Below are 23,024 nucleotides of genomic sequence, written 5' to 3' on the forward strand. Positions count from 1 at the left end.
TGGCCCGAGGCGTCCCGCCCGACAGGCCGATTTGCATCGAAATCACTTTCCCCTTGCGCGCAATAGTTCGAAGGCAAAGTATCTCCATCGCACCCCTTGGCGTCCTCTTGTTCTGAATGCCTCGGTTACGGCTGTGGTTTCCGCCAGGATGTCGCGGAAATCGCGTATCCGAGCCAAAGGGATCCCAGAATGAGAATGACCGACATACCGCTGGACTGGCTGGTTCCCGGCGCCCTGCTGCTCGTCGGCGTATGCGCGGCCTCGGCGCTGGTGGTGCGCGGGAAGCGTGCGGCCGCCCGGTCCGCAGGTGAGGACTCCTGGGAGCGCAGCGAGGAGCGCCGGCGGCGTAAGGAGACCCTTTTCGCCTCGGCCTCCTATCTGCTGCTGTTCTGCTGTGCCGCGGTCGCCGCCGCGCTGTCCTTCCACGGTCTGGTCGGCTTCGGCACACAGAACCTCAACCTCTCCGGGGGCTGGGAGTATCTGGTGCCCTTCGGGCTCGACGGTGCGGCGATGTTCTGCTCCGTCCTCGCCGTACGGGAGGCCAGCCACGGTGATGCGGCGCTCGGATCCCGGATGCTGGTGTGGACGTTCGCGGGCGCCGCGGCCTGGTTCAACTGGGTGCATGCGCCGCGCGGCCTGGACCACGCGGGTGCGCCGCAGTTCTTCGCCGGGATGTCGCTGTCGGCCGCGGTCCTCTTCGACCGGGCGCTCAAGCAGACCCGCAGGGCGGCGCTGCGCGAGCAGGGCCTGGTGCCGCGGCCGCTGCCGCAGATCCGGATCGTCCGCTGGCTGCGCGCTCCCCGCGAGACCTTCGCGGCCTGGTCGCTGATGCTGCTGGAGGGCGTACGGACGCTGGACGAGGCGGTCGAGGAGGTCCGCGAGGACCGGCGCGAGAAGGAGCAGAACCGGCACCGCCGGCGCGAGCAGGGCAAGCTCGACCGGGCCCGTATCAAGGCCATCAACCGGCAGCACCGCGCCTGGGGCATCGGCCGGGGTGGCGGCCGGCAGCTGGCGGTGACCCAGGCGGCGGCCGCGCCCGCGGAGGTGGCCGGCCCGGACCCCGCCATAGTCGGCGACTCCCCGCCGCTGCTCACCGGAGAGTCGCCGGTGCGCTCCCGCCCGGCCCTCAAGGCCGTGGCCGGCGCTGAGGCCGAGGGTGCCGGGGCCCTGGCCGGGCCCCCGCGGACCGTGGATCTCACCGCCGAGGACGACACCCAGACGATCCCCCGTCTGGACTCCCTCGAGGAGAAACTCGCCGAGATCGAACGGCAATTCGGCTGACCGGTGGCGGACCGCGCCGACCGACGCCCCCGCCCATGGGTCAGGCCGGTCCGCCGCCCAGCTCGAACCACACGCTCTTCCCGAGACTCTCGGTGCGTATCCCCCAGGCGTCGGCTAAGGAACGCACCAGCATCAGCCCCCTGCCGGAGGTCCCGTCGGTGGTCGGGGCGCGCGGTTCGGGCCGTCCGGGCACGAAGTCCCGGACCTCCACCCGCAGCCGGTCGCTGACCCTGGCCGTGACGACGGCGCCGCCCTCGGCATGCACCAGGGCATTGGTGACCAGCTCGCTGGTGAGCAGCGTCGCGACCTCCGCGAGCTCGCCGCCCCCCGGCAGCGTCCAGCGGCTCAGAAGCTGGCGCAGCTCCCTGCGCACCTCACCGACCGCCTTCAGATCCGCATGCCGCACCTTCCGCTCCAGCACTCTTGGTGCTCGTGCGGTGGTCCCCCCGTTCCGGCCCCCGTCGGCCGTTTGCTGTCTTTTGTCCCGCTCCTCGCGCCGCACAGGCTGACGCATTCTCTCCCCCGCCCCCAACGAACCTCGGCGCTCTGCCTCGAACAGCCTCACGGTCAGCATGCCCATCGGATCTGCCGCCATGCTTCCCCTTGACGCTTCGACGCGCCATGTGGCCGGTCCGCCGCCCGCGCGCCGGGTGGGCCGGGCCGCGCCTCAGTGGGTATGCCTGACCCGAGCCCGACCCGAGCCTGTCGCGGAACCCCGGCCGGTACCCGGATACGAGGGAGCACTCCCCCGGTTGCCGCCGGGGCAGCCCGCCCGCACCCCGGGGCGTGGGGAGTACGAGCGTGAGGAGCCGCTGTGCACGACGACCGACTGCTGGTGGAGGGGCGCCTGGAGCGGGCGCTGAGGCAGTTCATCAGGCCCGCTCAGTACGCGGCGCGGGTGCCGCTGCGGCTCGCCGTCTGGCATGCCCCCGGAGAACCGGTACCGGTGGGCGAGGCACTGCAGGCCGCGTACGAGCCGTTCGCGGTCGGCGAGCCCTGGGGGCCGCCGTGGTCCACCAGCTGGTTCCAGCTGGCGGGTGAGGTGCCGCGGGAGTGGGCGGGGCGGCGGGTGGAGGCCGTCATCGACCCCGGATTCAGCGGCGACGGCCCCGGGTTCCAGGCCGAGGGCCTGGTCCACGACGCCGAAGGGGTGCCGCTCAAGGGCATCCATCCGCGCAACCGGCATGTCCCCGTCGGCGCCCCGGTCATCGGCGGCGAGGAGGTGCGGCTGCTGCTGGAGGCCGCCGCGAACCCGGCGGTGCTGCGGGACTTCCGCCCCACCGACCTCGGCGACGTACTCACCGCTCCCGCCCGGCCGCTGTACCGCTTCGCCTCGGCGGACCTCGCGGTGCTCGACGAGACCGTCTGGCAGCTGATCCTCGACATCGAGGTGCTGTCGGAGCTGATGTACGAACTGCCCGCCGACGGCCCGCGCCGGCACGAGATCCTGCGGGCCCTGGAGGACATGCTGGACGCGCTGGATCTGCACGACGTCGGCGGTACGGCGACCGCGGGGCGGGCCGCGCTGGCGGACGTACTGAGCCGCCCGGCCGCCGCGAGCGCCCACCGCGTCTCGGCCACCGGGCATGCGCACATCGACTCCGCCTGGCTGTGGCCGCTGCGGGAGACCGTCCGCAAGGCGTCCCGCACCTTCGCCAACGTCACCCAACTGGCCGAGGAGTACCCGGAGTTGGTGTTCGCCTGCTCCCAGGCGCAGCAGTACGCCTGGGTCAAGGAGCACCAGCCGCACCTCTGGGAACGCATCAAGGAGGCCGTACGGGCGGGCAATTGGGCGCCGGTCGGTTCGATGTGGGTGGAGTCCGACGCCAATATGCCCGGCGGTGAGGCCCTGGCCCGGCAGATCGTGCACGGCAAGCGCTTCTTCCTGGAGGAGCTGGGGGTGGAGACCGAGGAGATCTGGCTGCCGGACTCGTTCGGCTACACCGCCGCCTTCCCGCAGCTGGCCCGGCTGGCCGGTGCGAAGTGGTTTCTGACCCAGAAGCTGTCGTGGAACCAGACCGACAAGATGCCGCACCACACCTTCTGGTGGGAGGGCATCGACGGCACCCGCGTCTTCACCCACTTCCCGCCCGTCGACACCTACAACTCCCGCTTCCACGCCCGTGAACTCGCCCACGCCGAACGCAACTTCGCCGACAAGGGCCGCGCCACCCGCTCCCTGGTCCCCTTCGGCTGGGGTGACGGCGGTGGCGGCCCGACCCGCGAGATGCTGGAGCGGGCCCGCCGGCTGCGGTCCCTGGAGGGCTCACCACGGGTCGAGATCGAGCCGCCGGCCCGCTTCTTCGCATCCGCCCATGAGGAGTACGGGGCGGCGGCGCCGGTCTGGTCGGGCGAGCTGTACCTCGAATTCCACCGCGGCACGTACACCTCGCAGGCGAAGACCAAACAGGGCAACCGGCGCAGTGAACACCTGCTGCGCGAGGCGGAGTTGTGGGCGGCGACAGCGGCGGTCCGGGCGGGCGCCGATTCCTCGTACGCCTACCCGTACGACGCCCTCGACCGCCTCTGGAAGACCGTACTGCTGCACCAGTTCCACGACATCCTGCCGGGCTCGTCCATCGCCTGGGTGCATCGCGAGGCCCGTGCCACCTATGCGGCGGTCGAGGCCGAGCTGACAGGGATCATCGAGACGGCGCTCGGGGCGCTGGAGAGCGCCGGTGCCGAGGCGGCCGAGGTGCCGACGGTGTTCAACGCCTCGCCGTACGCCCGGGACGAGATCGTCGCACTGCCGGCGACGGACCCGGAGCCGGGCGGGCCGACCGCCGTCGCGGTCCATGTACCCGCGCTGGGCTCGGCCCCCGTCCTCCCGCCCGGCCCGGACTCCCCCACGCCACCGCCCGCGCCCGTACGGGCGGACACCGGGCCCGAGGGCACCCTCACCCTCGACAACGGGCTGCTGCGGGTGCATCTCGACACCGACGGTCTGCTGACCTCCGTACGCGATCTGCACGCCGGACGGGAGGTCCTGGCACCAGGCACCCGCGGCAATCTGCTGCAGCTGCACCCCGACCACCCCACCCAGTACGACGCCTGGGACCTCGACCGGCACTACCGCCACCGGCACACCGATCTGACCGACGCCGAGTCCGTGGAGCTGGCCGCGGCCGGGCCGCTGTCCGCGACGGTACGGGTGACCAGGGCATTCGGCGCGTCCCGGCTCACCCAGGACCTGACCCTGCGCGCCGGCTCCCACCGTCTCGACATCACCACCGCCATCGACTGGCACGAGTCGGAGAAGGTCCTCAAGGCCGCCTTCCCCCTGGACGTGCACGCCGAACGGTCGACCTCCGAGGTGCAGTTCGGCCACGTCCACCGGCCCACGCACACCAACACCAGCTGGGACGCGGCCCGTTTCGAGATCTGTGCGCACCGCTGGCTGCGGGTCGCCGAGCCGGGCTACGGGATCGCGCTGCTCAACGACTCGACCTACGGCCATGAGGTGACCCGCGCCCCGCACCCCGAGGGCCTGGGCACGACGGTGCGGCTGACCCTGCTGCGCGCCCCGCACAGCCCCGACCCGGAGACCGACCAGGGCACCCACCGCTTCACCTATGCCCTGCTGCCGGGCGCCGGGGTCGGTGACGCGGTCGCCGAAGGGCTGGCCCTCAACCTGCCCCTCAGGCCGGCCGCCGCGCCGCCCGTGGCCCCGCTGATCCGCGTCGACCATCCGGCCGTCACCGTCGAGTCGGTCAAGCTCGCCGAGGACCGCAGTGGCGATGTGGTGGTGCGCCTGTACGAGTCCCACGGCGGCCGCGCGACCGGCATCCTCTCCCCCGGCTTTCCCGTCGAAAGCGCCACCGTGACCGACCTGTTGGAACGGCCGCTGCACGAGGCGGAGGAAGGCCCGACCTCCGATGTAACGGTCGAGCTGCGCCCGTTCCAGATCCTGACCCTCCGGCTCCGGCCGCAGCATCCGCCTGCCGGCTGAACCGGGGGTGCGTCGGGCTCACCGGCCGGTCAGAGGCGGCGGCAGAGGCCAGACAGCTCAACGGCCGGGACCCCGTGGTGGGGCCCCGGCCGTGTGCTGGTGAGGCGCGTGATCGTGGAGTCCACCGAACCCGCCCGGTTCAGGCCCTCATCGGCGTCGGCCGGGCCATGAGCGCGGTGAACGCCCGCTCGCAACGATCAGATGATCCGAGCGAGCGGCCTAGCGGTCGGCGCCGACCAGGCCGCCGCCGCCGGTGTGGATGCCGCCGGCCGGCTTGTGGTGGTGCTTCTTGGGGTGGTGCTTCTTGACGTGGACGTGCTTGACGTTCTTGACGTGCTTGTGGTGGTGGTGCTTGACGTGCTTGTGGTGGTGGTGCACCACACGGCGCTCAATGCCACCGTTGAGGCAGGTGTTACCGAAGGCCGGGTTCAGCAGCCCCACGATGTTGATGGTGTTGCCGCACACATTGACCGGAATGTGGATCGGGACCTGAATCGCGTTGCCCGACACCACTCCCGGCGAATTGGCCGCCCCACCGGCCGCGCCACTGTCTGCGAACGCTGCCGACATGCCACCCAGGGCTGTACTTGCCGCAAGCGCGGCCATGGCAGTCACCCGCGTGATCCGTGACATAACAATCTCCCGATCGCTCCAAGCGGCTCACTGCCGCTTCCTGTTACTCCCTTCGGCGCGTGCGGCCCCATACTGAGAGAATTTGCTAACATTTCACTCTTTCCGGGGATAAGTGTGGTTTAGAGATCGCGTGGGTGGGTCAGAGACATCGGCCTGGCCAGAACAGTGCACCAAGTACCCTTGGCCACGTGACGATGCACCAGGCCGTCGATGTGACCGTTGACGCGATGCTTGAGGACCTCAGGACGCTCATCGAGGTCGAGTCCCCCTCGCGCGACCTCGACGCCCTCAGGGCATCGGCCACAGCTGTCGCCGCAGTGATCGAGAACCGCCTCGGCGGGCAGGCCGTCCTCGTGGAGAGCGAAGCCGGGCCGCACGTCCACTGGTCGGCCGGGGGCGATCCCACCGTGCTGATCCTCGGTCACCACGACACGGTGTTTCCGCTCGGCACTCTGGAACGCCGCCCGTTCAGGGTCGAGGACGGGCGGGCAACCGGCCCCGGCGTCTTCGACATGCTCGGCGGCCTGGTGCAGGCCATCCATGGCCTGGCGGCGCTCGATGACCGTTCGGGCGTCGAGATCCTGGTGACCGCGGACGAAGAGGTCGGCTCCCGCTCCTCTCGCGCTCTCATCGAAGAGCGCGCCCTTGCCTGCGGCGCTGTCCTTGTGTTCGAGGGCGCCGCTGAGGGCGGAGCCCTGAAGACCGGCCGTAAGGGCTGCGGCACGTTCGAAGTCCGCGTCACCGGCCGGGCGTCGCACGCCGGCCTGGAGCCCGCGGCCGGGGTCAACGCCCTGGTCGAAGCGGCACATCAGGTACTGGACATCGCGACGCTGAACCGGCCCGAGGTCGGCACGACCGTCACCCCGACCGTCGCGTCCGCGGGAACTCTGGACAACGTCGTTCCCGCGGAGGCGACCGTCATCGTCGATGTCCGAGTCGAGTCGGCCGACGAGAAGGAGCGCATCGAAGCTGCCTTCGCGGCGCTGGCCCCGCATCTCGATGAGGCGGAGATCGCGGTTCAGGGAGCCATCGGCCGCCCCCCGATGCCCGAGTCTGCGGCCGCCGGGCTCTTCGCGGTGGCGCAGCAACTGCTACCCGGCATCGAAGCCAAGGCGGTCGGCGGCGGAAGCGACGGCAACTTCACGGCCGCGCTGGGGGTGCCCACCCTCGACGGCCTGGGAGCGGTCGGGGGCGGCGCCCACGCCGACCACGAGTACCTGGTGATCGACGCCATGCCCGAGCGGGCGAACCTTGTCACCGGCCTGGTGCACGCGCTCCAGCACCCGGAGGAGAACGGGCGCCTGCGCGGCCTGTGAGCGACCGCGCGAGGTCGTGCTCCGCGCTCACCTCACCGGCCGGCCGGCCGTGGGGTGCGTTCCGTGGAACGAATCGTGCTGCGCCTCTGACCGTTGCTGCCCGCAGTTCCCCAGGGCGGGGTCGATGATGTCGACCCCGCTGCCCCGGTGAGCCGGAAGTCGCCGTGCCTGGCTGTCTCTTGATTCCGGACCGGAACTCCAGAAGCCGGCCTCACTCATGAACGTCACCCTGACGAGGGCGACCAGGTGGCCAGGCCATGCCCTGTTTGCGGAAAACGCCTCAGAAGCAGGGGAGTTGGACGTTCGCGACGCCCGCCCGCACTGAGACGTGAGGGGCGGCGGACATTGCCTAATGCACTACACGCTAGCTTGCTAGGATCGCTGCTGTGAGTGACGAAGAGGTCAAGCAGTTCAACGTGTACTTGCCGGTCGGACTGATCAAGCAGGTCAAATATCGCGCCATCGAGTCGGGCTCGTCCCTCTCGGCGCTGGTCGCGGCCGCCCTGCGCGCCTACCTCGACGACACCCATGGGCAGCGGCAGGAATCGTCTGAGAAGGAGACCTGATATGGCGACCGAAGGCATCGAGGCCGTGTTCCTGGAGACGCACAACTGGGGCAAGGCAGCGCAGTTCTTCCAGGCACTGGGCTTCGAGCTGGAGTTCTCGACCGACCACAGCTCCGGCCAACTCCGCAAGGGAGACGGTCCCTACGTCTTCATCGCCGAGGTCCCCGAGGACCGGGAGCCCCGGACGCGGATCGTGCTGGGGGTGAGCGATGCGGAGGCGTTCCGTCCCGATCCTGCCGTCGAGGTGGTCACGCCGTGGGAGGACACCCATTACGGGACCACGGAGATGACGGTCCGTGACCCCGACGGACGTCTGTGGAGCCTGCAGGCTCCGGCCAAGAACTGACCGTGGGGGGGGAGGGACATCGTGGCAGACGAGCAGAGCGAGGTACCGGACGGCACCGCGGTGCGGGTCGCCCTCTGGCGGGCGATGCATGTGCAGGTCGACTCGCCGCCCCATGTGATCGAGGACGAGATCGGACTGCAGCTCGCGGCCCCTGAGGAGGGATGGCGGCGGCGCCCGGACATGGACCCGCGCGGCACGAGCCCGTTCCGGGCGGCCATTGTGGCCCGTGCCCGTTTCATCGAGGACCTGGTTGTCGAGCAGGCCGGTCACGGCGTCGCCCAGTACGTCGTCCTGGGGGCCGGGCTGGACACCTTTGCCCAGCGGAGGCCGGACATCGCCGCCCGCCTAAGGGTGTTCGAGATCGACCAGCCGGCCACCCAGGCCTGGAAGCGCCAACGCCTGATCGAACTCGGCTACGGGATCCCCGACTGGCTGCGTCTGGTACCCGTCGACTTCGAGGCAGGCGGGGACTGGTGGCGGCAGCTGTCCGACGCCGGCTTCGATCCCGGCCGGCCGGCGGTCGTGGTCTGCGCCGGCGTCACCATGTACCTCACCAAGGACGCCAACGCGGCGACCCTGCGGCGGCTCGCCGGGCTCTCCCCCGGCTCGACGCTGGCCATGACCTTCATGCTGCCGACCGACCTCGTGGACGACGCCGACCGCCCCGCGCTGGAGGCCACCAAGCCACAGGCGCAAGCAGCCGGAACGCCGTTCATCAGCTTCTACACCCCGCAGGAGATGCTGGCACTGGCCCGAGACGCCGGCTTCAAGGACGCCCACCACGTGCCGGGAGCCGCGCTGGCCGCACGCTACTTCGCCGAGCGGTCCGACGGCCTTCGCCCGTCAAGTGGCGAGGATCTGCTGGTGGCCACCACCTGACGGTCGTCGGGCGCCAGGGCGGACCCGCCCGGCGCTGTCCGGCGGATCATGCTTCGGGGTCGAGAGTCCGAAGGGCAGAGAGGCAGGAGCGGTCGTGCGTGCGTCGTGCGTGCCGCTCATTTCACCCAGCGGGGAGAGAACACCACATGGATGTGTTCCCGGTCGTGCGCATGCGGATTCTTCCAGACGTACAGACCCCGGCAGGTGTGGTAGTTGCAACCCGGGCCCGGAAGGTACAACTCGGTCGCGGCGGTGGGCGGACCCTCCTTCGTCACGGCGAAGACGGGCCGGGCCGATTCTCTGAACGCCCTCGTGGTGCCGGTAAGGAACAGCGTCTCGACGTGGACGCGTTGGCGGAGCAGGTCCCCGTTCCGCTGCCTGCCCAGAAGCCCCTGGTCGACCTCCTGGTCGGGCAGCACGTCGCTCTCCGGCACGCCGGCGGTCCGTAGCTCGCGGGGAGCGTTTCCCGCGGTGATGCGATCGCGCAACCGCTTCCAGCGGGAGGGCCGGAACTGCAACGACCGGTGAGCCAGCACGAGATCGAGCGGCTTCTCGTCCCTCCAGCCGGTTCCGGGCGCAGTCGGGGTGGCGCGCATCGGCAGATGGTCCGCCGGACAGCGCCTAAGGCCTGGGAATGTTGCGCAAGTTGGAGCGGGCCATCTGGAGCATGCGGCCGACTCCGCCGTCCAGGACCATTTTTCCGGCCGACAGGGCGAAGCCGGACACCATCTCGGCGCTGATCTTCGGCGGGATGGACAGGGCGTTGGGGTCGGTGACGATGTCGACCAGTGCCGGGCCCTTGTGGCGGAAGGCGTCGCGCAGGGCGGCGCGCAGATGCTTGGGCTTCTCCACCCGGACGCCGTGTGCCCCGGCCGCGCGGGCGATGGCCGCGAAGTCCGGGTTCTGGTTGGTGGTGCCGTACGACGGCAGACCGGAGACCAGCATCTCCAGTTCCACCATGCCCAGCGAGGAGTTGTTGAACAGCACCACCTTCACCGGCAGGTCGTACTGGACCAGGGTGAGGAAGTCGCCCATCAACATCGAGAAACCGCCGTCGCCCGACATGGAGACGACCTGGCGTCCGCGGTCGATGAACTGGGCGCCGATCGCCTGCGGCAGCGCGTTGGCCATCGAGCCGTGGCTGAACGAACCGATCACCCGGCGGCGGCCGTTGGGGGTGAGGTAGCGGGCGGCCCAGACGTTGCACATGCCGGTGTCGACCGTGAAGACGGCGTCGTCGGCGGCCTCCTCGTCCAGGACGGAGGCGACGTACTCGGGGTGGATCGGGGTGTGCTTCTCGACCTTGCGGGTGTAGGCCTTGACCACGCCTTCCAGCGCGTCGGCGTGCTTCTTCAGCATCCGGTCGAGGAACCTGCGGTCCGGCTTCGGCCGGACCTTGGGGATCAGACCGCGCAGCGTCTCGCGGACATCGCCCCAGACGGCCAGTTCGAGCGTGGTGCGGCGGCCCAGGTGTTCGGGCCGGACATCGACCTGGACGATCTTGACGTCATCGGGCAGGAACGCGTTGTACGGGAAGTCCGTGCCGAGCAGGATCAGCAGATCGCACTCATGGGTGGCCTCGTACGCCGCGCCGTAGCCGAGCAGTCCGCTCATGCCCACGTCATAGGGGTTGTCGTACTGGATCCATTCCTTGCCGCGCAGCGCATGTCCGACCGGGGACTTCACCCGCTCGGCGAACTCCATCACCTCGGCGTGCGCGCCCGCCGTGCCGCTGCCGCAGAACAGCGTGACCTTGTCGGCCTCGTCGATCATCCGGGCCAGCTTCTCGATCTCGGCGTCTCCGGGACGCACGGACGGACGCGAGGTGACCAGGGCATGTTCGATCGCGCGCTCGGGGGCCTGCTCGGCGGCGATGTCGCCGGGGAGGGAGACGACCGCGACGCCGCTCTGTCCAATGGCGTGCTGGATCGCGGTCTGCAGCACCCTCGGCATCTGCTTGGTGCTGGAGATCAGCTCGCTGTAGTGGCTGCACTCGGTGAACAGCCGGTCGGGGTGGGTCTCCTGGAAGAAGGTGGTGCCGATCTCGCTGGAGGGGATGTGGGAGGCCAGGGCGAGGACCGGGGCCATGGAGCGGTGGGCGTCGAACAGACCGTTGATGAGGTGCAGATTGCCGGGGCCGCAGGAGCCGGCGCAGGCCGCGAGGGAGCCGGTGAGCTGCGCTTCCGCCCCGGCCGCGAAGGCGGCGGCCTCCTCGTGGCGGACCTGGATCCAGTCGATGGCGGAGTTGCGGCGGATGGCGTCCACCACCGGGTTCAGGCTGTCGCCGACGACGCCGTAGAGCCGTTGCACCCCCGCCCGCACGAGGATGTCCACGAACTGCTCGGCCACGGTCTGCTTCGCCATGTCGTGCTCGCTCCTTCGACGGGTGGGTGACGTCCGCTGACGCGGTGGGGTCTGGTCCCATGAAACCCATGGGGTGCCCCGGCCGCCTCCGCTGCGCCGCTCCTGCCGGTCCGCACCCCGGGACCGCGTGTGCCCGCCGCTACGACTCCCACACCCCGACGGCCGTACGGTCCTTCGGGTGGCCCGCCACCCGCAGTTGGGCCGCGGCGAGGAAGGCCACCAGGCCCGGGGGCTCGGCTGACCACTGTCCGGCCAGCCGGGCGGCGAACGCGGGCTCCTGCTGCAGCGGCTCGGCGAGACCGGCGCTGCACAGCAGCAGAGTGTCCCCCGGACGGGCGAAGGCCGTCCGGAAGAGGAACGGCTCGGCCCCGTCGGAGCCGTCGGCCGGCGACCGGCCGGAGGCGGAACGGAGCCGTCCGCCGGTGCCGTCCGGTCCCTCCTTCGCGGACTGTTCCGGCAGCGGGGGCTCCAGGTCCTCCCAGGCACCGTCACGGAGCCGGAAGAGACCGCCCGCGCCGATACCGAAGAACACCCGGGTACGGCAGTCCGGGTCGGCGGGCAGCAGCAGACAGCGCAGCGCGGCCGTGTACCGCTCCGGTGCGACGTCCAGCTCCCGTGCCCGGCCGCGCAGCCTGCCGTAGCTACGGTCGGTGAGCCGCTGCAGCCCGGATTTGAGGGCGCTGCGGCGGTCCGTACGGATGTCCTCCGCCAGTCGGGTGTAGCTGCGGCCGACCGCGCCGCCGATCCAGGCGCAGGCGTCATGGGCGGCGCGTTGGGCGCCCTCGGCGGCCGGCCGGCCGGTGGCGACGGCGACCAGGATCAGGGCGTGCCGGCCGGCCCCGAAGCGGGCGGTGAGCAGGGCGTCGCGGCGTACGTCACCGCGGTGGCGGGCGAGGTCGCCGCGCTGGGAAGCGGCGAGCAGGGTCAGTGAGCCGTACCGGGCGCCGTCCAGCGCGGTGTCCGGGACCAGTTCGTCGAGTGCGGCCGGATCGGCGGCGGGCAGGGGGCCCAGTTCGGGTTCGGACAGCGGCGGCCGGTCGCCGCTGCCCCTGGTGGTGGCTGGTTCGGGGATATCGCGGGGTGGCTCGGGCGCGGACGGGGCAGCGGGCCTGGCACGGGACGCCGGGCGTGAGCCCGGCCCGGTGGCCTGGAGCGGGATCGGTGCCGACGGGGAGGCCGCGGGGCGGGCCGGGGGCGGCTGCGGTGCGGGGGCGCCCCGCCGTGGCGGGGCCACCGCCCGGAGCGCCGAGGCGACCCGGTCATCGAGGGTGTCCGGGGCGTCGGACGGCCCGGCATCACGCACCGCGGCGCGTCCCAGGGCCTCCTCTCCCCCTCCCTCGCCGTACAACTGCCGCCACCAGTCGTCCTCCTGGCCGCACCCGGCCCCCTGCTGGTTCATGCGCCGTATTGTCCCTGCGCGGCCGCGCCCTCAACAGGGCGCGAAAGAGCGTCCACCGGGCGGTCGGCCTCCCAAGAGTGACCGTCCGGCGGAGTCGGTGAGCAGCGCATGTCAGCGGCGTGGCCCACGGACCGGCTGACCGAATCGCCGTGAGCGGCGGTCAGTTCGGCCGCGGTGTGACCGGTCCGTCCGCCGCGGCCCCCGGCCACCCCGCGCTCCGGCCCCCGCCCGGCAAGCACTTCCGGGCAGCTTCCGGCACGCTGGGCCCATGAGAGTGTGCAGCGTACGAGCCGTCACGGGGCGTGCGCCCGCCGGGAGTGAGGCCGGCACGTGAGCGAGTGCGGCGAGCGGGCAGGGACGGGGTGCGCGCTTCGCGAAGGCAAGCGGGCCGGGCGAAGTGCGGTGCGGCGCATGAGCGCGTGCGGCGAGCGGACGGCGGGCAGGCCTGGGCGGAGCGAGGGTGGGCGGGCCGGGCGAAGTGTGGCCGCCGTATGAGTGTGTGGCAGCTGGTCGCGGCCGGTCTGGTGATGCTGCTCGGGCTGCTCGGGGTGCTGGTGCCCGGTATTCCCGGGCCGCTGATCGTCTGGGCGGGCGTGATGTGGTGGACGCTGTCCGAGAAGTCCGCGCTCGCCTGGGTGGTGCTCATGGCCGCCACCGCCCTGCTGCTGCTCAATCAGGTGCTGAAGTGGCTGCTGCCGGCCCGCAATCTGCGGGCCGTGGGGACGCCGTACCGGGCCCTGTTCCTGGCGGGGGTGGCCGGCATCGTGGGGTTCTTCGTGATTCCGGTCATCGGCGGGGTGCTGGGATCGGTCGGCGGTCTCTATCTGCTGGAGCGGATCCGGCTCGGCAGCCATGGCGATGCCTGGGCCTCGACCCGTACGGCCCTGCGCGCGATCGGGCTGAGCGTGCTGGTCGAGCTGTTCGCCTGTCTGCTGGTGGTCGGCGCCTGGATCGGGGCCGTGGTGGCGGGCTGACCGGACCAGGGCCGTGGTGACGGGCTGACCGGACCCGGGCCGTGGTGGCGGGCTGACCGGACCGGCCGGCCGTGGGGTGCGCGTGGGCTGAGGCGTCAGACGGCCCGGCCGGCGGTGGCGTACGTGGGTGGTTCCGCCGACGATGACGGGTTCTCTGCCCCGGGCATCTCCGCCGACGCTGACGGCTCCCTCGGCCCTGACGGCTCCCCCGCCCCGGGCCCCTCGTCCGGCCTGGGTGTCCCGTTCGGGATGGGTGTCCCGTCCGGGATGGGTGTCCCGTCCGGGATGGGTGTCCCGTTCGGGATGGGTGTCCCGTTCGGGATGGGTGTCCCGTTCGGCCTGGGCGTCCCGTTCGGGATAGACATCTCGCCGGCCGGCAGCAGCCCGGCGCGCCAGAGATGGTGCAGGGCGTAGGCGCCCCAGGGCCGCCATGCGGCCGGACCCGCCATCGCGCCCTGTTCCTGGTCGCTCCCCGGCGTCGTCCCCACGTCGGGGTCGCCCAGCGCCCGCATCCTGAGGTACGCGGCGGCGCGCGGGCCGACTCCGGGCAGGGCGGCCAGCGCCCGCTCGGTGGCGCCGCGGTCCGCGCCCGCGTCCAGCGTGACGGTGCCGTCGGCGAGTGCGGTGCACAGCGTGCGCACCGGTTCCGCGACCTCGGCGCCGGTCAGGTTCCCGGGCGCCGGGAAGAGGTGGGTGAGGCCGCCGTCCGCCGCGTCCAGCGGTTTGCCGTACCTCCGCACCAGCGCGGCGGCGTGTTCCGGCGGGCCGCCGAGCACGGTCCGTACCGCCAGTTCCTCGGGGTCCGCGGCGCCGGGTGACCGCAGGCCCGGCCGTTCGGCCACCAGCGGGCCGAGCAGCGGATCGGCGCCGAGCCGCTCGGCGACCGCATACGGGTCGGCGTCCAGGTCGAACAGACGACGGAGGCGCTGTACGGCCGTCGACAGATCCCGCAGGTCGGTCAGCCGCAGCCGGCACTCCAGCCAGCCGCCGTCCGTGCCGCGGGCCGCCGGGCACACCAGGCCCGCCGGTGGGCGACGCCGCCGGCGCGGCCCGGCGGGCTCGTCGACCTCGGCGATACCGCTGCCGTGGGTGAGCCGCAGCGTACGGCGGTAGGTGCGCTCCCCGCGGGTGCCGCGGATCTCCTCGACCCCCGGCACCGCCCGCAGCTGCAGAAAGTCGAAGATTTCTGCGGCCGCGTACGGGCCGCGGTAGGCGAGCCGGAGCGGGATGCCGGCGGGCGCGGAGCGGTCCGCGGAGCCGCCTGCGGAGCGGTCCGCGAAGCCGTCTCCCGGCCGCCCGGCCCCGGCTCCCGGCGCGGCCGCGGTGGTACGGCGGGCGACGGCACCCCCGTTCCCGGCCGCCGCCCGCAGCTCGCTGGGCGTGCCCGCGTAGATCTCCCGGATCGTGTCGTTGAACTGACGGATGCTGGCGAACCCGGCGGCGAACGCCAGCTCGGTGACCGGCAGCGCGGTGGTCTGCAGCAGTACCCGCGCGGTGTGTGCCCGGCGGGCCCGTGCCAGCGCCACCGGTCCCGCGCCCAGCTCCGCGGTCAGCTGCCGCTGCACCTGTCGCGGGCTGTATCCCAGCCGCCGCGCCAGTCCGCCGACGCCCTCCCGGTCGACCACGCCGTCCCCGATCAGCCGCACGGCCCGGCCGACCAGGTCGGCGCGCACATTCCACTCCGCGGACCCCGGCACGGCGTCCGGCCGGCAGCGGCGGCAGGCCCGGAAACCGGCCGCCTGCGCGGCGGCGGCCGACGGGAAGAACCGCACATTCACCCGCTTGGGAGTGACCGCCGGGCAGCTCGGCCGGCAGTAGATACCGGTCGTCACCACGGCGAAGAAGAATTCCCCGTCGAACCGGGCATCCCGGCTGGTCACCGCTTCGTACCTGGCCTCGTCGTCCCTCACGCCCTCAGTGTGCGCCGGGCGCGGCGCCCCGGCTGGCGGAAATCGGACGTGGCGTTCGGGCGGGGAGGGCCGGTGCCGGGCGGCCCTCCCTCCCCTCACCTCACCTCTGCGGCCCCCGCTTCCGCTCCATCAGGTGCCGGCCCAGCGCCTGCTTCTGCTTCCAGTCGCGGCGGAGCTCGGCGCGCACCCGGGCGTCCGTCTTCGCCACGATGCGCTGGTTCTCACGCTGCAGCTTCCGGTAGCTCTCCAGCCGACGGGCGGGCAACTCCCCGCATTCGACGGCCTCTTGGACGGCGCAGCCGGGCTCCGCCCGGTGCGCACAGTCGTGGAAGCGGCACTCCTCGGCCAGCGTCTCGACATCCGAGAACGTCCGGGCGAGCCCGGACTCGGCATCCCACATCCCGACGCCGCGCAGCCCGGGGGTATCGATCAGCACCCCGCCGCCGGGCAGCGCCCGCAGATCACGGGTGGTCGTGGTGTGCCGGCCCTTGCCGTCCCGGTCACGGTTGGCCTGCACCAGCTGGACGCTCTCGCCGAGCAGGGCGTTGACCAGCGTGGACTTGCCCGCACCGGACTGCCCCAGCAGGACGGACGTACCGCCCGCGAGTACGGCGGCGAGCACATCGAGCCCGTCCCCGGTCGTCGAGCTGACCGCCAGCACCTGTACCCCGGGCGCCGCGGCCTCGGCATCCTCGATGAGATACGCCAGACCGTCCGGGTCCCCGGCCAGATCCGCCTTGGTCAGCACGACCACCGGCTGCGCGCCGCCCTCCGTGGCGAGCCCGGAGGCGTGCGGCGGGCCCTCGGCGCCCGCGCTGGACATCGCCAGTGCGAGGAACCGCTCGATCCGCCCGAGGTCCAACTGGTCCGCGAGCGAGACACAGATGACGATGTGATCGATGTTGGTGGCCAGCACCTGGCCCTCGGAACGCTTCGACGAGGTCGACCGTACGAACGCGGTCCGGCGCGGCAGCAACGTCCGTACGACACCGTCGACATGGTCGCCGCTGCGCCCGTTCTCCAGGTCGATCACGGCCCAGTCGCCGGTGCACGGCACCCGCATCGGGTCGCGGGTCGCCACCAGCGCGGTGTCCGCCAGAACGGTACGGGTGCCGTCGCCGTGCGCCACGACGGCGTCCACCCGGCCGCGGTCCACACGGACGATACGGCCGGGCACCAGCCCCGGCCCGGCAAAGGGGGTGAAACTCCGCGCGAACCCGTCGTCCCAGCCATAGGCGGTCAGCGGGTGCGCAGCAGAGAGAGTGAGGTCGAACAACGGGATGGCCCTTCGAGAAGGAGCGGTCCCGGCCGTGCGCGCGAGGCGCACGCGAAGAAGAGTGACGTCGAGTCAGCCGGAGACCACAGGGAGGGAGTTGATGATCTTCTGGATGCGGGCAGCGCCCTGCGCAACGACAGTCATCAGTACTCACCTCCCGCATTTCTCCACAGCCGACGGCGACAGCCTCCGGCTGTCCTCCCGAACGCTGGAGACTGTAGACCGGTCCCGCGCGGCGGCGCCAGCGATTTTCTCGGCCCCGGTTTTCCGTGGTGCGCCACGCGCCGCCCGGACGCGGTGTCCGGGCGGCCGGGCAGCCGGGCAGCCGTGGGAGGTCATCGCTCAGCCGTGCCCCGGCGTGCCCCTCCCCCTGAAGCCCTCAGGCCTCCAGACCTCCAGACCTCAAGCGCCCGTGACACCGTCGATGCGCTCCCTGAGCAGATCCGCATGGCCGTTGTGGCGTGCGTACTCCTCGATCATGTGGACCAGGATCCAGCGCAGCGACACCCCCTGGTCCCCGACGAATCCGGCCTCCCGCTCCGAGAGGGTGCCGGAGTCGTCGAGCGAAGCGGTGGCGGTCAGCTCGCGGCTCCGGGCGACCTCCGCGCGCCAGTCGGCCAGCGCCTCGTCGATCCCGCGGTCGGGAGCGAGGGTGAACCCGTCGCCCTTCTGCGCCTCGTACACCGGCGGTATGTCCTGTCCGGCGAACACCCGCTGGAACCAGTTGCGTTCGACCTCCGCAAGATGCTGGACCAGGCCCAGCAGCGTCATGGTGGACGGGGCCACCGAGGCCTGGCGGACCTGCCGGTCGTCCAGGCCCGCGCACTTCAGCGGGAGCGTGGCGCGGTGGAACTCCAACCAGCTCTCCAGCATGGTGCGTTCATCTGCGTGCGGGGGCGGAACGGGCCGCCCGTCCGGTGTCATTCCCATGCTCCTCAGCCTTGCACAGGCCACTGACAACGACGCGGACGAGCGGCACGGCGCGACGGCTGGGTGCGGGCGCATCCGGAGCTCGTTCCGGATGCGCCCCCGGTTCACCCGGCGCGCAGTGCCTTCTTGAGGATCTTGCCGGTGGGGCCCTTGGGCAGTTCGTCGACGATGCGGATCTCGCGGGGGTATTTGTAGGCGGCCAGCCGCTCCTTGCAGTGGGCGGTGAGGTCCTCGGCGGTGGCCGTCGTGTCCCGCTTGAGGCTGACCACGGCGATGACCTCCTCGCCGAGCCGGTCGTCGGGGCGGCCGATGACCGCGGCCTCGGCGACGGCGGGATGGGTGTGCAGGACCTCCTCGACCTCGCGCGGATAGACGTTGTAGCCGCCCCGTATGACGAGGTCCTTCTTGCGGTCGACGACGAAGAAGTAGCCGTCCTCGTCGCGGTGTCCGAGGTCTCCGGTGTGCAGCCAGCCGTCGCGCAGCGCCTCGGCGGTCTCCTCGGGGCGCCGGTGGTAGCCCTTCATGACGTTGTGGCCGCGGACGAGGATCTCGCCCACGTGCTCGGGACCCGGCGGCAGTTCGGCGCCGGACGGGTCGACGATCCGGACCTCGACGCCCCAGATCGGCTTGCCGATCGAGAGCACCTTGCGCTGCTCCGCGCTGATGTTGAAGGTCGCGGTGCTGGCCGTCTCGGAGAGCCCGTAGCCCTCCAGGATCACCACGCCGGGGAACTTCTCCTCGAAGGCACGGATGACCTCGCCGGGCATCGCCGCACCGCCGGAGACACCGACGCGCAGTGCGCCGAGGTCCCGTTTGCCGGTGTCGGCCTGCAGCAGGGCCGCGTACATGGTCGGGACGCCGGCGAAGACCGTGCAGCGGTGCCGTTCGAGGGCCTCGAGCACCGCGTCGGTCCCGAACCGCGGTACCAGGGCGAGGGTGCCGCCGTGGCGTACGGCCATGTTGAGGACGCTGGAGAGACCGAAGACATGGAAGAGCGGCAGCACGGCGAGGGCGATGTCGTCCGGGCGGAAGCCGAACAGCTCGCCGGAGACGGTGCAGTTCATGTGGAGCTGGAAGTGGGTGAGCTCGGCGCCCTTGGGGCGGCCGGTGGTCCCGCTGGTGTAGAGCAGCACGGCGGTGTCGTCGGCGCTGGTCGGCGCGATCTCGCCGGTGTCGTCGGCGGCGTAGAGCTCGTCGTGGTGACGGGTGCCCGCGATCCTCCGGTCGCTGCCCGGCGGGTGGACGACATAGGTGCCGACGCCGCCGGCCAGCTCCGCCCCCTTGACGGCCTCCGCCGCGAACTCCTCGAAGGTGATGAGGAGTCGGGACTCGGAGTCCTGTAGGTGATAGGCGATCTCGGGGGCCTTCAGCAGGGGGTTGAGGGGGACCATGACCAGCCCCGCCTTGAGGATCCCGTAATACGTGAACAGGAACTGCGGGACATTGGGCAGGTGGACGGCGACCTTGGCGCCCGGCCGGAGGCCGAGCCCCCGCAGGGTGGCCGCGATACGGCCGGACGCCTCGTCGGCCTGGGCGTAGGTGGCGGTCCGGTCTGCGAGGTGGCACAGAGGTTTGTCGGGGTGGGACCGGCGGGACTCACGGAGGGCGGTCGCGAGGTTGAAGGTCATCCGGGCTCCTGGCGTGCGGCGGCTCGTACCACGGACTGCATCGGACGCGCCGAGCATAGAGAGCGGCTGAGCATCGCTCAATAGCGCAGGAGCGGGGCGTTGCGGAAGCGCACGGCGCCGGGACGGCCGATCACCCCGCGGTGGAGCACAATGCTAAATATGGGTCATGACGGAAATTTTCGGGCGAGAAGGTGACGATTCTCCGGCGTCACCACGCTCCCCGGGACAGCGCCTGCGCTCGCTGCTGACCGGTCACGGCGTCGCGGGCCGGGTATGGGTGCTGCAGCTCGCCCTCGCGGTGCTGCTGGTCGTCGCGGCCGTCCTGGCGCTCGTCTTCCAGGCACAGGACGCGAGCACCCGGGAGGCCCGTCAGCTCTCGGTCGTCGGGGCCGAGTCCTTCGCCCATGCGCCGGGCACCCGCGCCGCCATGCGGTCCGCCGACCCCGGCGCACTGCCGCAGCCGCGGGCGGAGGCGGCCCGGAACCCCGCGGCGCACACGACGGTCCCGGTGCTCGAACGCAGCGGCGAGCTCGTCGGGCCGGTGTCCGGGATCCGCGTCCAGCGGGCGAACGCGCAGGTGGTGGACCAGCTGCCGCTGCTGCTCGGTTCCGCCGCCGGGGCGCTGCTCCTGGTGACCGGCGGGGCCGCCCTGGTGAGCCGTCGGCTGCGCCGGCAGACGCGCGGACTGGATCCGGCCGAGATGCGGCGGAGGTACGACCACCACGACGCGGTGCTGCACGCCGTACGGGAGGGCGTGCTGATCCTCAGCAGTGACGGGCGGCTGCTGCTGGCCAATGACGAGGCCCGGCGGCTGCTCGAACTGCCCGCGGACGCCGAACGGCGCCCGGTCACCGATCTCGGCCTGGAACCGCAGCTGAGCGCGCTGCTCTCGTCGGGGCGGGAGGCGACGGACGAGGTGCTGCTGGCGGGCGACCGGCTGCTCGCGGTGAACGTACGGCCGACCGGCCCCCACGGCGGGGCCGCCGGGACCGTGGTGACGCTGCGGGACAGCACCGAACTGCGGGCGCTGGCCGGGCGGGCGGACGTGTCCCAGGAGCGGCTGAAGCTGATCTATGACGCGGGGCTGCGGATCGGCACCACGCTGGACGTGGGGCGGACCGCCGAGGAGCTGGCCGCGGTCGCGGTGCCGCGGTTCGCCGATGTGGTCACCGTCGAGCTGCTGGAGCCGGTGCTGCGGGGCGACGAACCAGCGGCCGGGGCGAGCGCCGAACTGCGGCGGATGGCGGTCGACGGGGTCCCCGAGGAAGCGGCGATCTACCGGGTCGGTGAGGTGCTCCGGTATGTGCCCGGTACGCCGATGGCGACGGGCCTGACGAGCGGCCGGCCCGTCCTCGTCGGTGATCTGCGCGGTTCGGACGCGTGGCGGCGGCAGGATCCGGAGGGCACCCAGCGGGTGCTGGACGCCGGTATCCGGTCGCTGATCGCCGTACCGCTGCAGGCCCGGGGCGTGGTGCTGGGACTGGTCAATTACTGGCGGTCCGCGGCCTCCGACGCCTTCGAGGAGGAGGACCTGGCCTTCGCCGAGGAGCTGACCGCGCGGGCCGCGGTCGCGGTCGACAACGCCCGCCGCTACACCCGCGAGCACACCACGGCCGTCACCCTGCAGCGCAGTCTGCTGCCGCAGACCCTGCCCGAGCAGTCCGCCCTGGAGGTCGCCCACCGCTATCTGCCCGCGCACGCCGGGGTCGGCGGCGACTGGTTCGATGTCATCCCGCTGCCCGGCGCCCGGGTCGCGCTGGTCGTCGGTGATGTCGTCGGACACGGGCTGCACGCCGCCGCCACCATGGGCCGGCTGCGGACCGCGGTCCACAACTTCTCCGCCCTCGACCTGCCGCCCGACGAGCTACTGAACCACCTGGACGAACTGGTCACGCACATCGACACGGACGAGGCGCGGGCGGCCGGCCTCGGCACCGGCGGCAGAGGTGCCGACGACGAAGGGCCCTGGTCCGGCGGCGCGGACGGCGACACCGACGGGGTACCGGCGCACCTGGGACGCACCGGCATCACCGGCGCGACCTGTCTGTACGCCATCTACGATCCGGTCACCGGCCGGGTCACCCTGGCCACCGCGGGACACCCCGGACCGGCCGTGATCCGCCCCGCCGGCACCGTCTCGTTCCCCGAGGTGCCCGTCTCCCCGCCCCTGGGACTGGGCGGCAGCGTGCCGGTGGAGACCACGGAGCTCACGCTGAGCGAGGGCTCCCGGCTGGTGCTGTACACCGACGGGCTGGTCGAGAACCGCGACCGCGATATCGCCACCGGACTGGAGCAGCTGCGCACGGCCCTGGCGGCCGGGGCGGACCGCACCCCGGAGGAGACCTGTTCGGCGGTCCTCGACGCGATGCTGCCCGACCACCCCAGCGATGACATCGCCCTCCTGGTGGCCCGTACCCAACTGCTGGAGCCCGCCCGGGTCGCCGAATGGGAGGTGCCCTCCGACCCGGCGGCCGTCGCCCCCGTCCGGGCGGGCTGTCTGCGCATGCTGGAGTCCTGGGGGCTGGCGGCGATCGACTTCACCACCGAGCTGATCCTGAGCGAGCTGATCACCAATGCCATCCGCTACGGCGCCCAGCCGATCCGGGTCCGGCTGCTGTACGACCGTGCCCTGATCTGCGAGGTCTCCGACGGCACCAGCGCCTCCCCGCATCTGCGCCGGGCCGCCACCACGGACGAGGGGGGCCGCGGTCTCTTCCTCGTCGCCCAGTTCGCCCAGCGCTGGGGCACCCGTTACACACCGGGCGGCAAGGTCATCTGGACCGAGCAGTCCCTCGACGGCGGCCGGCCGGAACCCGGACCGGACTCGGCCGAGGACGTCCTCGACCAGTGGGACGACGTCCCTGCGCTGTGACGGTGCGGGGCGGGGGCGCGGGGCGGTCGCCGGTCGCGGATGCGTCGTCGCGAGTCGCCGGTCGCGGGTCCCGGGTCGCCGGATGCCACCGCTTGTCGCCCGCCCTCGCCGTACCCCGCGCCGCGGCTGCCGGATGCAGCCCCCTTGCCCCCTGGCTAAGCTCGGTGAGGGGGCCGACTACTGATCTTGGAGGCTCCCATGGTGCAGTTGCCCGAAGCGCGAGACCTGGCTCCGCGTCTGGCCGTCGGCGCCTTCATCCTGGATTCCGGGCTGACGCTGCTGCGGGCCGACCGGGCGACCGCCGAGGGCGTGCACAGCATGGCGTGTGTGGGCTATCCGTTCCTGACCAAGATCCGCGCCGAGCAGTTCACCCGGCTGCTGGCATGTTCCGAACTCGCGGTCGGCGGTGCGCTGCTGGCGCCGCTCGTCCCCACCCGGCTGGCCGGACTCGCGCTGACCGGGTTCTCCGGCGGGCTGGTCGGGCTGTATCTGCGGACTCCCGGGATGCGGCAGCCGGGGAGTCTGCGGCCGACCCAGGAGGGCATTCCCCTGGCCAAGGACATCTGGATGCTGGGCATCGGACTCGGGTTCCTGGGTGCGGCGGGCCGGCGGCGGCGGGCCGCGGTGTCCCGGTACCGGCGCGCGGCCCGGCACCGCAGGTGCTGGTGCCGGGGCTGAGCCCTGCACAGCGCAAGCACCCC

The 23,024-nt window shown here is 72.1% G+C and carries 17 protein-coding genes and 1 pseudogene; 9 read left to right on the forward strand and 9 right to left on the reverse strand.

What is annotated here, in order from left to right; translation table 11 throughout:
• The first annotated feature begins 189 nt into the window (after positions 1-189).
• Positions 190-1,281 (forward strand): DUF2637 domain-containing protein, encoded by a 1,092-nt coding sequence (locus tag STRNI_RS08775; protein WP_026169519.1) that lies wholly within the window; start codon positions 190-192, stop codon positions 1,279-1,281.
• Positions 1,282-1,321: 40 nt separating this feature from the next.
• On the opposite strand, the gene STRNI_RS08780 is transcribed toward STRNI_RS08775, so the two are convergent.
• Positions 1,322-1,699 carry an ATP-binding protein gene (locus STRNI_RS08780; protein WP_026169518.1) on the reverse strand — a complete coding sequence of 126 codons (378 nt, stop codon included), beginning with the start codon at positions 1,697-1,699 and terminating at the stop codon, positions 1,322-1,324.
• Between the two features lie 396 nt (positions 1,700-2,095).
• On the opposite strand from STRNI_RS08780, the gene STRNI_RS08785 reads away from it, so the two are divergent.
• Positions 2,096-5,230: an alpha-mannosidase gene (locus STRNI_RS08785; RefSeq protein WP_277410878.1), complete on the forward strand. Its 3,135-nt coding sequence runs from the start codon at positions 2,096-2,098 to the stop codon at positions 5,228-5,230.
• Between the two features lie 399 nt (positions 5,231-5,629).
• On the opposite strand, the pseudogene STRNI_RS08790 reads toward STRNI_RS08785, so the two are convergent.
• Positions 5,630-5,836 (reverse strand): annotated as a pseudogene (locus STRNI_RS08790) (chaplin); the annotation flags it as partial.
• Between the two features lie 221 nt (positions 5,837-6,057).
• Here STRNI_RS08790 and STRNI_RS08795 point away from each other — a divergent pair.
• The 4 genes from STRNI_RS08795 to STRNI_RS08810 all read left to right on the forward strand — a co-directional run bounded on the left by STRNI_RS08795 (position 6,058) and on the right by STRNI_RS08810 (position 8,970).
• Positions 6,058-7,179 carry a M20 family metallopeptidase gene (locus tag STRNI_RS08795; RefSeq protein ID WP_159488946.1) on the forward strand — a complete coding sequence of 374 codons (1,122 nt, stop codon included), beginning with the start codon at positions 6,058-6,060 and terminating at the stop codon, positions 7,177-7,179.
• Positions 7,180-7,565: 386 nt separating this feature from the next.
• Positions 7,566-7,745 (forward strand): ribbon-helix-helix protein, CopG family, encoded by a 180-nt coding sequence (locus STRNI_RS08800; protein WP_018089037.1) that lies wholly within the window; start codon positions 7,566-7,568, stop codon positions 7,743-7,745.
• Position 7,746: 1 nt separating this feature from the next.
• Entirely contained in the window at positions 7,747-8,091 is a 345-nt protein-coding gene (locus STRNI_RS08805) for a VOC family protein (RefSeq protein ID WP_148591837.1), read from the forward strand.
• Positions 8,092-8,112: 21 nt separating this feature from the next.
• Positions 8,113-8,970 (forward strand): class I SAM-dependent methyltransferase, encoded by an 858-nt coding sequence (locus STRNI_RS08810; protein WP_277410879.1) that lies wholly within the window; start codon positions 8,113-8,115, stop codon positions 8,968-8,970.
• Between the two features lie 116 nt (positions 8,971-9,086).
• Here STRNI_RS08810 and STRNI_RS08815 read toward each other — a convergent pair whose 3' ends face one another.
• The 3 genes from STRNI_RS08815 to STRNI_RS08825 form a co-directional block, all read right to left on the reverse strand.
• Positions 9,087-9,566, reverse strand: coding sequence for a hypothetical protein (locus STRNI_RS08815; RefSeq protein ID WP_277410880.1), 480 nt, complete (start codon positions 9,564-9,566; stop codon positions 9,087-9,089).
• Between the two features lie 25 nt (positions 9,567-9,591).
• Entirely contained in the window at positions 9,592-11,334 is a 1,743-nt protein-coding gene (locus STRNI_RS08820) for a pyruvate dehydrogenase (RefSeq protein WP_159485458.1), read from the reverse strand.
• A 139-nt stretch (positions 11,335-11,473) separates the two neighbouring features.
• Positions 11,474-12,733 (reverse strand): protein phosphatase 2C domain-containing protein, encoded by a 1,260-nt coding sequence (locus STRNI_RS08825; protein ID WP_277410881.1) that lies wholly within the window; start codon positions 12,731-12,733, stop codon positions 11,474-11,476.
• A 491-nt stretch (positions 12,734-13,224) separates the two neighbouring features.
• Between STRNI_RS08825 and STRNI_RS08830 the strand changes: the two genes are divergently transcribed.
• Entirely contained in the window at positions 13,225-13,707 is a 483-nt protein-coding gene (locus STRNI_RS08830) for a DUF456 domain-containing protein (RefSeq protein WP_109893689.1), read from the forward strand.
• A gap of 95 nt (positions 13,708-13,802) precedes the next feature.
• On the opposite strand, the gene STRNI_RS08835 is transcribed toward STRNI_RS08830, so the two are convergent.
• The 4 genes from STRNI_RS08835 to STRNI_RS08850 all read right to left on the reverse strand — a co-directional run bounded on the left by STRNI_RS08835 (position 13,803) and on the right by STRNI_RS08850 (position 19,451).
• Entirely contained in the window at positions 13,803-15,617 is a 1,815-nt protein-coding gene (locus tag STRNI_RS08835; protein WP_277410882.1) for a DNA-3-methyladenine glycosylase 2 family protein, read from the reverse strand.
• Between the two features lie 100 nt (positions 15,618-15,717).
• Entirely contained in the window at positions 15,718-16,893 is a 1,176-nt protein-coding gene (rsgA, locus tag STRNI_RS08840) for a ribosome small subunit-dependent GTPase A (RefSeq protein ID WP_159485464.1), read from the reverse strand.
• Between the two features lie 402 nt (positions 16,894-17,295).
• Positions 17,296-17,823, reverse strand: coding sequence for a DinB family protein (locus STRNI_RS08845; protein ID WP_277410883.1), 528 nt, complete (start codon positions 17,821-17,823; stop codon positions 17,296-17,298).
• Positions 17,824-17,927: 104 nt separating this feature from the next.
• Entirely contained in the window at positions 17,928-19,451 is a 1,524-nt protein-coding gene (locus tag STRNI_RS08850; protein WP_277410884.1) for a long-chain-fatty-acid--CoA ligase, read from the reverse strand.
• Between the two features lie 166 nt (positions 19,452-19,617).
• Between STRNI_RS08850 and STRNI_RS08855 the strand changes: the two genes are divergently transcribed.
• Positions 19,618-22,323 carry a SpoIIE family protein phosphatase gene (locus STRNI_RS08855; protein WP_277410885.1) on the forward strand — a complete coding sequence of 902 codons (2,706 nt, stop codon included), beginning with the start codon at positions 19,618-19,620 and terminating at the stop codon, positions 22,321-22,323.
• Between the two features lie 198 nt (positions 22,324-22,521).
• Positions 22,522-23,001: a hypothetical protein gene (locus tag STRNI_RS08860; RefSeq protein ID WP_148591587.1), complete on the forward strand. Its 480-nt coding sequence runs from the start codon at positions 22,522-22,524 to the stop codon at positions 22,999-23,001.
• The last annotated feature ends 23 nt before the right edge of the window (positions 23,002-23,024 follow it).

The sequence above is a fragment of the Streptomyces nigrescens genome, from assembly GCF_027626975.1.
Taxonomy (GTDB): Bacteria; Actinomycetota; Actinomycetes; order Streptomycetales; family Streptomycetaceae; genus Streptomyces; species Streptomyces nigrescens.